Here is a 15186-nt window from a genome sequence, read left to right on the forward strand (position 1 = left end):
AACCTGCTTTATTTTCATAAAACAGGTTTTCTAAAAAAGCTTTAAAAACGCCAATTATAGAATACGTCAATGGCTCTCTCTAAAGATTGACTTGCTTCTAAGTATAAACGGCGATTCATTTGATAACGCAAGGTCAATTTATTTACAGGTGTAAACACGCCTATGCCATAACGAATAAACAGGTCTGGCGTGATATAGCCCGTTAAACTCACTTGAGTGTCATCACCTGTACCCTGTGCATCAAGTGCTAAACCACTGAGACCAAATGTTCGACCAATCTGATTCGTTAACGCCCGTGTTCCTCCTAAGCCCATACTGATGCCTGCGGCTGCAATGGTATTGTTTACATCAGATTTAAAGCCTTCTGTATTACTTAGGCCGCTACTTCCTTCATTGATACGACCTGTGACCAATGCATTCAATGCTTCTTGTTCAGATAAACCTGCATCATTATAAATTTGAACATTTGGAACGGTTGCTGTCCCAGTCACACGTAAACCAACCATACTACCTTGGACTGATTTATTCGCATCAATATCAAGTGTCGGATTCGCAAGTGGACCATTAAAACGTGCGATTGCGCGGTTCAAATCTAAGCTTTGACCATAAGCTTCAATCTTCACTTTCTGACTCACGCCAATTGCACCATTTGCTCGCATTGCAGTTTCTAAACCACGTTGTGATAAATGCAAGCGACCAACCAATGGAATATTACTTTCAAAACCTTGGAAGATCACTTGATTGCCCAATGTCAGAGTCATATCCGCACGAATATCCCACGGTTTAGCTGCTTTCAATGTCGAAAGTAAATCTTGTCCTTGCTGTACAACTCGTACATCTGGTGAAATATTTACAACTGGTGCGGTAGTCTCTGGCATTGAAATACGCGCGCGAGGAACATCAATTGACCCTTTCAAGCTTAAGCGCTGATCAAATGGATAAACATCGAGGCTTAAATCAGGCTGGACAATTGCAGTGATCATCGGTGCCTGACGAATCAATAGGTTATCACCTTTTAAGGTTAATGCCAGATGGGGTTCTTCTTTCCAGTCAAAGCTACCTTTTAATCGCCCAACCCCTTGTCCACTGTTGAACGCACCATCAATACTGGCTGAATCTTGTCGAATAGATGAATAAAGCTGAATGTTGTTTAAATTTACAGGCAGTGAAATCATACTAATTGCGCCATTTTTTAAGCGCATTTCACCTGTAAATTGAGGTTGAGTGAGTGTACCATTAATTTTTCCAGCCAGTGCAAGCGTGCCCGCCATTGAGCGTACATCTTTAATAAATGGCTTGAATACTTTGAGTTGTACATCATCAAAAGCCACTTCACCACGCATTGGCATTCCATTTTGAAATGGATTCACGATCACGTTAGCGTAACCTGTACCAATGTCCGGTGTTTTCATGTCCACACGGAATAATAAGCCATCATTGACACTTTTCGCAATTAAGCTCAATTCATCATAGGTGACTGTGGTCGCAATATCTTGAGGATCATCAGGTGCAAGGCCAAATGCTCCTTTACGAGTGACTAAACTTGCATCTAGTTTTGGGCGACTACCTTTAGCCCACGAAGCTCGAGCATAACCATTCAGTTGACCAGTAACTGCTAAACCTTCTGGCATAAATACCGCAAAATCATTTAAATCTAGATTTTTAGTAACAACTGAAAAATTACCTTTATTTTGGCTAATACGTGCCGATTGATCTAAACAAACCTGACTATGCAGACTTTGCCAACAATGCTGTCCAATATAAAGTTCAGACTGGGCTGCAGAATAAATGATCGCTGCACTTTGATTTTGTACTAAATCAATACGGCGTGATTTAAAGTGACCTTTTTGTAATTGTCCTAACCATTCATTGTTCTGATTGAAACCACCTGCAAGCTGTACATAAAAATTAGATTGGCGATTATTACTTTCAACTTTTAATACATGTGCTTTGCGCGTACCACCCAAATTAATCGTTGCATTTTCTATTTCACGATTACCACTACGTAAATGATCAACTTTGGCAACTAATAATGTAGGTATTGCTTCAGAAGTCGGCAATTCACCCTGAATACGCAGCGATTTAACGCTTGCCACATCCTTAAATGCGAAATTATCCACGGCAATATTTGCTGTTGCTTTTAAACGTGGTTGTGATTGAACGTTTAAAACGCCGTAGGCACGACCTTGCAAACCTGGATAAATCTCATACAAGGCTGGAGCATTTAGTTTCACTCTTAAACTTTGTGCATTGCCTGTGGCTTGTAACTGGTTCTGAGCATAGGCAAAAAATAAGTTATTGGCTTCAAACTGTTGCGGTAAAAAACCTTTCTGGTTGGAGTCTAGCAACAAAGTAAGGTTACCACGACCACGAACAGGTTTATTATTCAGAAAACCTGCCGCGTTTAAATCCCGAATATCGATGCGCTTCAGCTTTTCAGACCAAACACCTTGTGTTTTAACATGCCCTGAGAGTTCACCTTTAAGTGTTGAAACAAAATACTGTGGTTTGAAGTGTACTAAAGATGCATTGATATCCCAACCAAGTTTATCTTTTAGGTTCACAGCACCTGTAGCAAAAATCTTACCTGCCACGCCATCATGTTTTAACTCATTAATTTTTATATATTCTGGTGTTCCTGCTACGTTGATTTTCAACAGTCCATTGCCTTGATTTAATGCATTTAATGAACCGTTGTAATCAACTGCAAAACTTTTAAAACCTCCACCAGACTTCTGATCATTAAACATTAAAGCGACTGTACTTTTGCCTTTTAATGCAACGGTTTCTATACGATCTGACTGAACAATTTGACCTTTTAAATCAATACGATCAAATTGAATGATCTGTCGATTCGGTTTTGCAAAACCAGTTGCTTTAATATCGCCATTTAATAAATTAACAGGTGCAGTAGCAACGACTGTTTGTGGATTAAAATTCTTGGCTTTAAGCTGAGCCTGCCAGGCTAACTGTTGCTTTTCAGTAGGTAGTTTAACTTTTGCTTGCCCAGATAAACTCCCTTTCGCAGCCTGATAACGAAAGTTTTCAACATTCAGTAGATTTGATTTTATATCAAGACGGGCATCATATTTACCCGTTGGTAATAATGCTTTCTCATGAGGTTTCACTGTTGTAGAAACATAGATATCTTGTTGACCTTGTTTTAAGGCGATGTCGGTATGACCGTCTTCGCTAGTCAACCAACCAATATAAGGAACTGCCCGATCTATATTTTTCCATGCCACATTTAATAGCATCGGCTGTGGTTTGTGATCTTTGGATGCAGCTTGATTGAGTTTAACAGCCCAAGTTTCATATTGATCAAAAGCAAGCTGTGCACTTAAAGCTAAACCTTTTTCCATAGACCCAGATGAACTTAAATGAGCATCTAAATTAGGCGGTAAAAAATCCTTTGCGATTTGCGGAACTGTTTTATCTTTAGGGTTTAAATGATCCAAACGACCTTGAATATCCCATGAAACATGCTCATGCCAATTGACTAAACCTTTGAGCGCAATCGATCCACCCATTAACTGACCATTAAAGTCTTGAATATTCAATTGATTCTTTAGGTCTGTCTCCATTAAAGCATTGTATTTACCTTCGGGGATTTGCTCACCTGTCAAATCGGTATCTAGATTTAGAACCAATTTTCGAATATCGCCGCTAAATCTTGCAACACCATCTTTGGCAAATAATTTCTGTTCTTGCAACAAAGGTAAATGATAATTTTTAAAAAGCAGTTCGCCTTGCATCGGTACGTGATCACGCACTGGGTGTATAACAGCCCAACCTGTTAATAAATCTGGGGTCTGTGTTGCGATACCTGCTTTTAATGTATCTAAAGATCCCGCTGCAACAACTTTAATAGTATGAATATTTAAACTTTTTAACGATGGAATAATTAGATCTGCTTTCGCATTAATTGGATATTTACCACTAAAATCCATTTTCCCTGTGGCGTGTTTGACTGCCAAATATCCCATATCCATTTTAGAATCCTTAAACTCTAATTTGGTTCCAGACCATAGGGCATCTTTCAAGTAAATATCATTAAAACCAACTTTCGATGTTTGAGTTTTAATCTCAAGATGATCAAGAGTTGCTTCATCTACACGCAATACGAATGGAAGTTTGATTGCATCAAAGGCAAATGGCTTACCTGAAGGCGATTTTTTGTTGATCACTTTCAGATTACGTACATCAGCATGACTTAAATGTATTTCTTTATTTAAGATTGCGCGCCAACCAAGAGAAACATCAGCACGATCCAAAGTAACATCTACAGCTTTTAATTGAACTAAAACATTCTTAAGGATGATTCCTCTGAGTAAATTTCCACCCTCATATTCATAACGAATCATTTTTTGGCTTTGCAGTACCCGATCTAATAAAAAACGACTGCCTTTGTCGGTAGAAATCATAACGATTAAAGAGCTAACCAATAACAAAAGTATGATCGACAAAATTAAAGCAACACTTCTCACGATGCGTCGTTCTGGTCTTGGTCCAACTGGTGGCGTTAGTTGCGGTTCTACTTCCGTCATAATCAACCTAAAATTGTTTGAGCTTTTCTAAAGGATGTTTTTAAATTATTAAAGCTGTGGGCCGATGAAAAAATGTAATCGGATCGGGTTATTGTCATTGGAAATACCAGATGCCACATCAAGTCGTATTGGTCCTATTGGTGATCTCCAACGGATACCAACACCAATACTATATTCGGTTGGGTTACTAAACTGTTTGTCATATGAGTTACCAAAATCAGAGAAAATTGCTGCTCGCCAACCATCTTTAAACTGATAATTGTACTCTAAAGATCCTACGCCTAAAGCTTGTCCACCGATTTTAAAACCGTTCTCCTCTGGCGAAAGACTTTTGTAATCGAAACCGCGTAAGGACTGGTCTCCACCTGTAAAGAAACGGAGGTTATAAGGCACTTTTTTAAAATCATCTGTGAAAATATAACTGGTGTCAGCTCGACCTACAAATTGGTGATTTTCATTTTCACCCAATGAATAAATAAAACGCCATCCACCTGTCAAAATTGCCATATTTGCATTTGATAATAATGACTCTGTCCCTAATTCAAGCTTGTAGGTTTGCTTAAAACCTTTGGTTGGATTCAAGAGGGAATTACTATTGGTCTTAGAAAGTTCATATCCAAATAACAAGGATTCTTGTTCCGAATCAATCCCTGATACTTTAAAAGCGTCAGGTAATTCATTGATATCAATATCACCTTTTTTAGTTAGTCGATCTAAACGGTAACGTAAACCAATGATGTGTTGCCAATCACCCAAAGGATTTTTAATAACACGTTCACCACCTAAAACAGCGGACTCAACCAATAAATTAATATCTGGACCAATGTCATTGCGCTCTTCACGCTCGTAACCACCGACAACATTAAAATAATCATTTAACGGATGTTTATAAGGAATGCTATATCGCCCATCTATAGATTGACGAATTTGCGACACCTCAATGTTGGCATCAAATGCATGACCATACTTATTTACAATTGCTCGTCTGTATTGACTACGCACACGAGCACCCGTGTCTGTACCGTAACCAATACCAGTTTCTAAACTATTCAAACGGTCGGCATTAAGCGTTACTACGACTGGAATTTTTTTCTCAATTCTCGTTTGCTCTTCTAATTTCCGGCGTTCATCTTCTTCATCATCATGTTCATGTGATAAGGGCATAGAGCGTGCTAGAGCATAGGCTTGAGGGGGTTGACCTCCAGAGAATTGTGTTTCATCAACGACATTTTGCGTCACTTGTTGTGCAGAAGTTACTTTTTGTCTTGCCAATTCTGCTTTCTGTTGACTATTTAGCAATTGAGATTGTTGGATTTTCTGTTGATCGACTAAAGCTTGAAGATCTGGCGCTAACTCTAAAGTAGGCTGAACTGGATCAGGTTTAATCGTATCTACCAATGTGTAATTAAAGTAACGTGTATTCGTTAAGTTATTTGCTAAGGCATTTACACGCCAAAATGCATAGTCATCACCCTCTTTCCAAGGTGCCAAACTATCTAAAACTTTTTGAGTTAAAGGCAATGGCTTAGTTGGATCGCTCATACGATACTCAACTTGTTTAAGTTTATATCGCTCGCCCGTCTCATATTTTAGATTAATTTCAGCTACTTTTTCTGGCTGGGTAATTTTGACATCATGCAAACGCCAATAACTATCAAAAAAACCGTTATCCGATGCGGCATTCACTATCTTTGTTTTTGTTGTTTCATATTTACCGTGATTAAAGATATCCCCTTTTTCTTGTTCTGGGATCAAGCGTAAAACTTGGAAGTGAGGCAGGTTTTCACCCGCACCAGAAAATTCAATATTTTGCTCTTTAATACGGACGGGTTCATTCGGTGTGACAATGACTTTAACTTTATTATCACTTACCCTTTCAAATTTATACGTGGCATTATAGTAGCCTACAGCTTGTGCAGCCTGATTGGTCAACACTCTTAACTGAGGTAAAGCGGTGTTAAAGTCTTCAAAAGATTCTTGAGTAAAACTTGATAGTTTTGCTTTTATATTTGCAGCCAACGCAGGAGGCGCGCCAGCGACATCAGCAGTAATACGCGGAATTTTCTCTGCACCCATCAAACTATCTGGGTGAAAACGATTCCATATTTTTCGGAAGAAACCGACTTTTTCTTTAGGCTGATCACTTTGTGTTTGAAACTCTGGTAGTGTTCTACCCGTTTCATTTGCTTCAACGACAATCTTACTGTCGGTTTGAATATCTTGCATCAGCAGATTAATATCCACTGGAGCCTTAGTAATTTCTATCAGTTCAGGCGGTGAAATGTCTTTAATAACTATTGGTGGATTTTTTGACGTACTTTCTCGATAAGCTTGGGCCTCATTTTTTGCATTCTCAGCCTCACGAAAAATTTCATTCGCCATTGTTTGGTCAACAGGGATAACTGGCAAATTTTCTAAATTATCATCAAGCTGAATCGGTTTTAATTCATTAATCTGATTATTAGACTGCTCTTGCTGTTTCAATGCCAACAAGCTGTCTTGTTCGGCTTGATTAGCAAGAGACTGATTTGTACTGCTTGATAAAACAGTTGATGTATCCTCAGTACTTTGATCAGATTTAACTTGATTCAAAGACTGTTGGTCTAGGGTTTTATTATTTGATGTATCTGTTAATTGTTCTTGCGCACAAGCAGCTGATATAAAAGAAGTAATTAAAAAAGTGCTACAAATAAGTTTAGGAAAGCTCTGCATTTTAAATATTAAATGCATAGAATGAACCAACGTTAACTGTTTAAAATTAGCTTTAGATGACATGTAGAACTCTAAACTTATTTTTAATTTATCATTTGTGACTGGTGAAAATACTTCAAATCTTTGATTTTCATCCAATCAAATATCAAAGTATCATACATGCATTTTGTAGCATTTTTACAGTACGTCACATTTTTTTATAAAACACAATGAAGTGAACACACAATGAAACAAGATGAGCACTTAATGACATCACGTCGGTTTGCACCGATGTTTTTCACTCAGTTTTTTGGAGCCTTAAATGACAATGTTTTTAAGCAAGCTCTACTTTTAGTGATCACTTATGGTTGGATCCAGCAACAAAGTGCCCCCGTCAGTACACTCAATAATCTAGCTGCCTTATTATTTATCTTGCCTTACTTTTTCTTTTCTGCAACTGCTGGGCAAATTGCTGATAAATATGAAAGATCTCAACTCATTCGCTTTATAAAAATATTAGAAATTATCATTATGTTGATTGGAACCGCGGGGTTCTTGCTTGGAAATTTATGGTTACTACTTTTTGCATTATTTCTGATGGGGACGCATTCAACTTGTTTTGGTCCAATCAAATATGCGATTTTACCAGAAATTCTAAAACAAGAAGAATTGATGTCTGGTAATGCACTTTTCCAATCAGGTACATCGATCGCAATATTATTAGGAATGATTCTTGGAGGCGCAGTCATTGCATCATCGGAAGGAAATTTATTGTGGATTAGTGTCACTGTTGTCATCATAGCTTGCTTAGGCTATTTATGTAGCCGATTTATTTTACCTCAAAAGGTTGCAGCGCCAGATTTACAAATTGACTGGAATTTTTTTCGTACAAGTTTTCAAACTTTAAAATATGCTAAAAGCCTTCCAATCATATTTATTGTTTTGCTCGGTAATTCTTGGTATTGGTTTTATGGCGCAACCTATTTAACTCAAATTCCTCAATTGACCCAACAAAACCTGCATGCTTCTGAAAACGTTGTCAGTCTACTCCTCACCTTTTTCTCTGTTGGTATTGGTGTAGGTTCTTTACTGTGCAGACGTATCGGTGGTACAGAGATCAATATTAAAATGGTACCTTACGGTGCGATTGGGTTAACGATCTTTGCTTTGTATTTAGCAGCGAGCCTCTCTTTTGTTCCTGAGCGAACTGGCGATTTACTGAGTTTAAAAGATATTTTTACCCAAGGTGCCGTGTACTATCATGTCATGCTTGCCGTGACTTTATTAGGTATTAGTGGTGGATTTTATATTGTGCCGCTATATGCAATGATGCAAGCTTACTCACCACGTTCTCACCGTGCGCGTGTAGTGGCCGCAAATAATATTCTAAATGCTGTATTTATGGTTTCTTCTGCAGTTTTCTCAATTTTAATCTTAAGCGTTTTAAAAATTGATATTAAAATATTATTTACGATTACTGCAGTTTTAAGTGCAATTTTCTCATTTTGGTTATTAAAGCGTTTAAAACCGTTGTTAGAAAATGCACCCTATACTTTAGAGGATTAATATATGCGTCATTTTACAGGTATCGATAAACTTATTAATTCTTTTGATCAGGCGCTTCGTAGCTTGGTGCCAGGGGCAACTGCTGCTCAGCGATCTAATCCAGCAAATTCAGAACCTTCACAATTATGTGTTAGCGATGCTCGCCATGTAGCAGGTTTAATGCGTGTCAATCATAGTGGCGAAGTCTGTGCGCAAGCGCTTTATCATGGTCAGGCGCTCACTGCAAAACTACCCCATGTTCGAGAAGAAATGCAACAAGCTGCGATAGAAGAACAAGATCATCTCGCTTGGTGTGAAGATCGTTTAAGAGAATTAGACAGTCATACGAGCGTACTCAATCCAATTTGGTATGGTTTATCTTATGGTATGGGCGCAATAGCAGGTATTGCAGGTGACAAATATAGCTTAGGGTTTGTCGCTGAAACCGAACGCCAAGTCAGCCAACATCTACAGGAACATATTCAACAACTTCCATCTCATGATGATCGTTCACGTAAAATTTTAGAACAAATGAATGAAGATGAATTACACCACCGCGATACAGCCTTAAAGGCTGGAGGTGTTGATCTACCTGTACCTGTGCGTATTACCATGACAGCTATATCAAAATTAATGACTAAAACCAGTTATTATTTATAAATAAAAAAGGGGAAATTGTAACTTCATCATTCCCCTTTTTTTATTACTTCAATCAATTTAAATAATTCTATTTAAAAATTAGCGCAACCCACGTTCAGCTTTAAAACGTTCCAAATTTCGAACTGCATCTTGATAACGTGATTGAACTCTGCTGCTATTGATGCGCAAATCATATAAACGTTTTCTATAATCATCACGATCCTTAACAGATAAGTCTTTACGCTCTAACTCTTTTAAATAATAGTTAATATCATTTTGTGAGCGATCAAACTCCGCGTTTGCTTGGTAGTAGCCATTTGCAACTTGATAATATATTCGCAAAGACTCACGCTTGTCTAACGGACACATACGAAAATCACCACGCCCTTCTAACGCTTCATTAAAAATGGTTTCTGGTCGGCAGTAATAGCCCAAACCTTTTTGGTAACCTTGTTCATAAAGCTTTTGATTCGGCACAATATTGGCTTTTTGACAAGAAGAATAATATTTATCTAATCGAGATTCCCGTCCTGCTGCACCATCTTTTTCTCCAACATTAAACCAATTTGCAGTTTTACATTGTTCAACACTCATGGCAGCACAGCCTGAAAGTAAAATTGTAAAACCTACTAACAATGAAATTTTATTCATGGAATATTGTTCCTATTATTATAGTGTTAGATAGAAATAACGGGATAAGAATTTTTCCTATCGTAATCTAAATCTGGAACCTGCCACAAATCATAAAGTGGAATTTTAACATCTAAGGCTAATGGTAACTTTTTTGGATTAAATTGCATATCTTCTAAAGTCTCCCCCCAAGCAATCACATCAATATCCAAGCTAATATTATGTGATGGACGAACTCGACCAGATTGTGCTTCTAAGTTTTTCAGGGTTTCAGTGATCTCATCAACATTCAGTCGACTTTTTAATAAACAAGCTGAATTCCAATAATCGGCACCAACACGATCCCGACATGGGATTCTATAAATTGAAGAAAATTCCACTATACCTAAGCTTAATATCTGTTGATAAGCAAAAGTGAAATTTTGTTTTTGTTTGAGGTTACTCGCCAATGCGAGCGCAAAAATTGTTTCTGTTGCGTTCAAGGCGAATTCCTACTGCATTGGCTTGTGCAATGATGGCGGGTTTGCGAATGGTGATACTGATCGATTCGATCGTGGGGAAAGTCGTAAATAAACATTCAAGTACCAATTGTGCGGCGTGCTCAATCAGTTTCGGTTTAGCCTCCCGTATAACTTGGGCTGCAAGCTCACAGATTTGCGCATAGTTGAGCGTATCTTCCAACTCATCCGAGTATGCAGCGTGTGATAGATCATTATGAATGATGAGATCTAGCATCAAAGGTTGAATAATTTGGCGTTCCCAGTTGAAACAGCCAACCACAGTATCCACCTTCAACCCTTCAATTATAATGGCATCCATAATGACCTAATGAACCGATAAATAAATTAATGCTTTAAAAACGAAGCAGGTTCAATATTGTGAACCATTTTTAAACGTTGGTCAGCATAAATATCGGTATACGGTGCGAGAACACGCATGAAACGATCAAAATATAGCATTTGCTTGAATAACAAAGCGAAGTCTCGCGGGAATTTGATACCATGACGTTCACCGACAGCCACCATATCCATCATAATGTCATTCAAATCTGCTGGATTGGAACTGAGAATTTCTTGCGGATCTGCCAGTAATACACCACTAAATAAACGCTCTAAATCATCAGCCAAGACTTGAGTGTCAATTTTCTGATGAGTCATGCCCATTTTCAGCATATTCTCAGCCATCGCGATATAATTGGTATGCTGTAATGCATCCATAAATGCCATACATGCTGTCCAAACTTCAGGGTTTAACTGACCAACAATACCAAAATCAATAAAACCAATACGACCATCTTCAAGTAACATCAGATTTCCAGCGTGTAAATCAGCATGGAAACTCTTACATAGCATGAGACTACCAAACCAAGTATTCATTGCAGTAATCAGAACTTGTGTTGGGTCTTTGGCATATTTTTTAACAACATCAAAATCAGTTAATGACACCCCGTACAAGCGCTGCATGGTAAGTACACGGCGCGTTGAAAATTGATGATAAACTTTTGGTGCAGTTGCCGCTTGGTTACCTGACACATTTAAATATTGAATAAAGTCATCCAGATTCTGTGCTTCTTCAATAAAATCAACTTCACGTACCATACGTGTTTTGATCTCATCCACAATTTCAGAAAGTGAAGCAAACTTAATTTTAGGAACGGCTTTTTCTAATAGTTTTGTAGCCCAATGTACGACATTTAAATCAGTGTATAAAATGGTTTCAACACCAGGTTTTTGCACCTTTAATACCACATCTTCACCCGTAACTAGTCGAGCGGCATGGACTTGTGCAATTGAAGCTGAAGCTAGTGGCTTTTCATCGATAAAACTAAAAATTTCATTCAGATTACGGCCTTCAAATTCTTCAGCTAATACTTGTTGGATATAGCTAAATGGTAAGGTTGGCGTTTGATCTAAACAGCCTTGGAATTCCTGAACGTATTCACGAGGGAATAAAGACGGCGTACTGGCAATAAATTGACCCAATTTAATATATGTTGAACCAAGCGACTCAAAGGTCTCACGCATGAGCTTTGCATTACTTGGTTTTTCAGTTGCATATTTCACACCTGCTTGTGCCGCAACAATAACTGTTTCACCTATACGTGCAACAGAACGTAATCCATCGAATAAAATATTTCTTTTCATAATCTTTCATTGCCTTACAGATGGTCTTAGTTTAGCAAATTTTGCTCAATTTACCGATCAACTTGCCTGACAAACTGGACAATTTACATCTTTTTCAAATTTAAGAATGCGTTGCGATAGATTTAAACCATTCCAAAGCAACAATTTTTGCTTTAATGGTGTCAGACCAAGTCCTAAAAACAACAAAGTGTGATGCGCTTGTAATGACGCTATCATTACAGGAGTGGTAGCTAATACACCTGACTCCGCACAACGTAATCCTTCATTGGCATGATCTTCTTTCGGAAACAGGCATTCATAACAAGCTGAATCAGCATCCACCATAAACAGTTGCCCTTCAAAACCAATGGCTGACGCACTGATAAGCGGTACTTGATGTTTTCTACACACCGCATTCACTAGATAACGAGTCGTAAAATTATCGCAACCATCTAAGACTACATCTTGATGCTGTACAAGTTCATCAGCATTCGTTTCATCGAATCGTATATTTTGATAGCTAACTTGTATATGCGGATTAATGTCTTTTAGATGCTTTGCCAGTATTTCGGCTTTGTATCGACCTAAATCTTTTGTCGTAAAGGCAATTTGTCTTTGCAGATTACTCATTTCAATCGTATCGGCATCGACAATGGTAATTTTACCTACACCTGCACGTACCAACAGCTCAGCACTGGTACAACCGATACCACCTGCGCCGATTATTAGCACATTGGCGAGTTTTAGTTTTTCTTGTGCTTCGATATCCCAACCATCTAATAAAATCTGACGACTATAGAGATGCATTTCCTCATTACTTAGCTCAAATTCGTTTTCCAAATGGTCTGACACGGGACTTACTTCTTTATCATCAAAAGTGTTCATGATTTTAAGTCGATGTGGGTTCTGAGGAAAGTAATAAATTAGAACGAACACTGTTTTCTTTTGACAAAAAGCGATTTTACCCCAATATTTTTCTTACTCTTTAACTGAACCATACCGGGTTTGTCGGAGACTTTTTATTTAAGTTAGGCCACCTGACCTAACGGGTTAATCTTATCATATGACATTGCTTCAAAATCAAAAGGTGATACATAACCCAGTGCACTATGATGCAAGTCATGTAAATCTCGTTTCGCTCGATGTTCCCTTGCGAAGCAATGCTTCTCATCACAGAGGACTAGAGTTCGGTAATAGGTTGAAGCTGCGATAGGTAAAATTCTACAAATTGCCTCAACACCATATAACGCCTTATTATGGATAAAATCCATCACTATTTGTGTGGGCGGTCGAGCTCCGCCTGGCCGAAAAAAGCGGCTGCCTTACGTAGAATGTCATTAGCACGATGCAGTTCTTTATTTTCGTGTTCCAGTTGTTTGATACGTTCTTAATCTGAAAATTGTTGTACTTTGATTGGATCTTGTTGATCTAAGTATTTTTAATGCTCTCATATCAGGACAGTTAATTTCCAGCACAGTTGCTGTTGCTGTTGCTGTTGCTGTTGCTGTTCCTTAGAGTTTCTTTCAGTTGTTAAAACAAGAAAGAATTAAGAAGAAAATATATAGCAAGAACTGAAGCCAGGTCTAATATCTTTGAATATATTGAGGTGTTCTGCAATTCAAACGCGGCCTAGTTCCAACGGTCAACGTTCTTCATTAGATTATGAGAGGGTCTATCAAAAGATAGTTATGTGTGTCTAGAATTTTGGTGACTATTCACATTTTTGTTCCATAATTCATGGTTACTTATTACTTATGTTACTATGTCAGGGGCGATACAAGAATTAAGGTAACCTTATGAAAATAGCGAATACGAAATTACTAGCTGGTGCTTGTATGGCCCTAACTTTAACTATGCTTAGCCCTGCCGTACTTGCAAATGATAACAATGATATACGAAAGACTGTTGTAGTTAAGTTTGCAAAAAAAGCTGACTCTGCAAATTATTACGGAAGGCTAGATGGATACAAGTATGATTCCTACAAATTTTATGCTAAAAAAGGGCAAAAGTTAAAAGTTAAGTTGACTGGAGGAAATGTTGAAACTTACTTATGGGGTAATCAATTAAAAGACTCTATCAATCTTGGAGAATATTCTTCAGAGCTTGATGATAATGGTATTTATATTTTACCTGCTTCAGGTGAGTATGAAATTAGAGTATTACAACCTAGATCACAGGCAAGAAAAGATAAAAAACCTCAATACTGGATGAGTATTAACATTAAATAAAGACTTGCTAGATTCGTTTAAACTTTTATACAAGGGTTCAAAAACTATTGCCAGTTAAGCGGGGCGTGATTTTTACGCATATGTGTTTATGTTATTAAAATGATATAGATGACTTGTTTAATACCCCGAGGAATAATTTAATCTTACTGTGCGTTAGTCACGTTTCTTTCATTCAAAAGTTGATTATATCTTTCAACGTAACCGTCGTGATATTCACACTCTTTTGATAGGAATTTGCAGTGAAAGAATAGGCGAAACTTGTCTTAAATAATGGTAATTCCTTATCTTTAAAATAGAGAACGCCCGATGAAATTCATTGGGCGTTTAATTTAAATATGTGTCAGCTTATTTTTAACTAGATGTACTTGTCAATGACGATTCTTTTTCTCAATTGCCTTGAAAAAAACAATTGTGCTATTTTTGACTTTTCAGACCATTTTGTTCAATTTGTACTGCGGCTTGCCAGCTAGGTAGTTGGCTTAAACCTGCTACATAACGTTGGATATGCGGATAATTTTCACCTTGTCCCATATGATGAACTAAAGCATGTAGTCCAAAGCCCATCATAAAGTCAGCACCGGTTAAACGGTCTGCGACTAGAAATTCTTTATCTTTTAAATATTCACTTTGTACACGACAAATTTCATAGGGCCCTTGTCCTATCAGGCTTTTTCTTTCTTAAAATTGCTAGCACTTTCTTAAATTCTTCTTTTTTTCCAAAACCAATCAAACGTAGAATAGCCATTTGAACATAGTCCAAACCGTAGCGAAATAAACTTACTG

General features: G+C 37.7%; 10 protein-coding genes, 4 pseudogenes and 1 other annotated feature. Of the genes and pseudogenes, 4 read left to right on the forward strand and 10 right to left on the reverse strand.

Going from position 1 to position 15186, the window contains the following annotated elements; translation table 11 throughout:
- Positions 1-41: 41 nt before the first annotated feature.
- Positions 42-4547: a translocation/assembly module TamB domain-containing protein gene (locus tag CDG56_RS10305; protein WP_087547806.1), complete on the reverse strand. Its 4506-nt coding sequence runs from the start codon at positions 4545-4547 to the stop codon at positions 42-44.
- Between the two features lie 48 nt (positions 4548-4595).
- Entirely contained in the window at positions 4596-7322 is a 2727-nt protein-coding gene (locus CDG56_RS10310; RefSeq protein ID WP_087547807.1) for an autotransporter assembly complex protein TamA, read from the reverse strand.
- 162 nt (positions 7323-7484) lie between these two features.
- Here CDG56_RS10310 and CDG56_RS10315 point away from each other — a divergent pair, with 162 nt between their 5' ends.
- Together CDG56_RS10315 and coq7 are read left to right on the forward strand one after the other, a co-directional pair.
- The gene (locus CDG56_RS10315) at positions 7485-8804 is read left to right on the forward strand and encodes an MFS transporter (RefSeq protein ID WP_087547808.1); all 1320 of its coding nucleotides are present in this window, start codon (positions 7485-7487) and stop codon (positions 8802-8804) included.
- A 3-nt stretch (positions 8805-8807) separates the two neighbouring features.
- On the forward strand, positions 8808-9443 hold the full coding sequence (gene coq7 / locus CDG56_RS10320) for a 2-polyprenyl-3-methyl-6-methoxy-1,4-benzoquinone monooxygenase (RefSeq protein WP_087547809.1): 636 nt from the start codon (positions 8808-8810) through the stop codon (positions 9441-9443).
- A 78-nt stretch (positions 9444-9521) separates the two neighbouring features.
- On the opposite strand, the gene CDG56_RS10325 is transcribed toward coq7, so the two are convergent.
- The 6 genes and pseudogenes from CDG56_RS10325 to CDG56_RS10350 form a co-directional block, all read right to left on the reverse strand.
- Positions 9522-10073, reverse strand: a complete 552-nt coding sequence (locus CDG56_RS10325) for a DUF2799 domain-containing protein (RefSeq protein ID WP_087547810.1) — start codon at positions 10071-10073, stop codon at positions 9522-9524.
- 26 nt (positions 10074-10099) lie between these two features.
- Positions 10100-10534 carry a 2-amino-4-hydroxy-6-hydroxymethyldihydropteridine diphosphokinase gene (locus CDG56_RS10330; RefSeq protein ID WP_005160519.1) on the reverse strand — a complete coding sequence of 145 codons (435 nt, stop codon included), beginning with the start codon at positions 10532-10534 and terminating at the stop codon, positions 10100-10102.
- Entirely contained in the window at positions 10491-10871 is a 381-nt protein-coding gene (gene folB, locus CDG56_RS10335; RefSeq protein WP_087547811.1) for a dihydroneopterin aldolase, read from the reverse strand. Before folB ends, CDG56_RS10330 begins: the two co-directional genes overlap by 44 nt.
- Positions 10872-10897: 26 nt before the next feature.
- Positions 10898-12196 (reverse strand): ABC1 kinase family protein, encoded by a 1299-nt coding sequence (locus tag CDG56_RS10340; RefSeq protein WP_087547812.1) that lies wholly within the window; start codon positions 12194-12196, stop codon positions 10898-10900.
- 57 nt (positions 12197-12253) lie between these two features.
- Complete coding sequence (locus tag CDG56_RS10345; RefSeq protein WP_413772786.1) at positions 12254-13060, reverse strand: HesA/MoeB/ThiF family protein; 807 nt, start codon at positions 13058-13060, stop codon at positions 12254-12256.
- A gap of 221 nt (positions 13061-13281) precedes the next feature.
- Positions 13282-13613: pseudogene (locus CDG56_RS10350) on the reverse strand (IS3 family transposase); the annotation flags it as partial.
- Positions 13378-13491 (reverse strand) — a sequence feature (AL1L pseudoknot). It overlaps the preceding pseudogene by 114 nt.
- Positions 13614-13690: 77 nt before the next feature.
- On the opposite strand from CDG56_RS10350, the pseudogene CDG56_RS17585 reads away from it, so the two are divergent.
- Together CDG56_RS17585 and CDG56_RS10355 are read left to right on the forward strand one after the other, a co-directional pair.
- A pseudogene (locus CDG56_RS17585) lies at positions 13691-13875 on the forward strand (IS3 family transposase); the annotation flags it as partial.
- Between the two features lie 96 nt (positions 13876-13971).
- Positions 13972-14403: a PPC domain-containing protein gene (locus CDG56_RS10355; RefSeq protein ID WP_087547813.1), complete on the forward strand. Its 432-nt coding sequence runs from the start codon at positions 13972-13974 to the stop codon at positions 14401-14403.
- Between the two features lie 414 nt (positions 14404-14817).
- On the opposite strand, the pseudogene CDG56_RS10360 reads toward CDG56_RS10355, so the two are convergent.
- Both CDG56_RS10360 and CDG56_RS10365 read right to left on the reverse strand, forming a co-directional pair.
- Positions 14818-15030 (reverse strand): annotated as a pseudogene (locus tag CDG56_RS10360) (glutathione binding-like protein); the annotation flags it as partial.
- Positions 15031-15046: 16 nt separating this feature from the next.
- A pseudogene (locus tag CDG56_RS10365) lies at positions 15047-15186 on the reverse strand (IS4 family transposase); the annotation flags it as partial.

Origin of the sequence: Acinetobacter sp. WCHA39 (assembly GCF_002165385.1) — a bacterium.
GTDB lineage: Bacteria > Pseudomonadota > Gammaproteobacteria > Pseudomonadales > Moraxellaceae > Acinetobacter.

What these genes read in the sequence shown, in the direction of transcription:
- CDG56_RS10325 (WP_087547810.1), bottom strand. Translation starts at nt 10,073, where the DNA reads ATGAATAAAATTTCATTGTTAGTAGGTTTTACAATTTTACTTTCAGGC.
- CDG56_RS10305 (WP_087547806.1), bottom strand. Translation starts at nt 4,547, where the DNA reads ATGACGGAAGTAGAACCGCAACTAACGCCACCAGTTGGACCAAGACCA.
- folB (WP_087547811.1), bottom strand. Translation starts at nt 10,871, where the DNA reads ATGGATGCCATTATAATTGAAGGGTTGAAGGTGGATACTGTGGTTGGC.
- coq7 (WP_087547809.1), top strand. Translation starts at nt 8,808, where the DNA reads ATGCGTCATTTTACAGGTATCGATAAACTTATTAATTCTTTTGATCAG.
- CDG56_RS10355 (WP_087547813.1), top strand. Translation starts at nt 13,972, where the DNA reads ATGAAAATAGCGAATACGAAATTACTAGCTGGTGCTTGTATGGCCCTA.
- CDG56_RS10345 (WP_413772786.1), bottom strand. Translation starts at nt 13,060, where the DNA reads ATGAACACTTTTGATGATAAAGAAGTAAGTCCCGTGTCAGACCATTTG.
- CDG56_RS10315 (WP_087547808.1), top strand. Translation starts at nt 7,485, where the DNA reads ATGAAACAAGATGAGCACTTAATGACATCACGTCGGTTTGCACCGATG.
- CDG56_RS10340 (WP_087547812.1), bottom strand. Translation starts at nt 12,196, where the DNA reads ATGAAAAGAAATATTTTATTCGATGGATTACGTTCTGTTGCACGTATA.
- CDG56_RS10310 (WP_087547807.1), bottom strand. Translation starts at nt 7,322, where the DNA reads ATGTCATCTAAAGCTAATTTTAAACAGTTAACGTTGGTTCATTCTATG.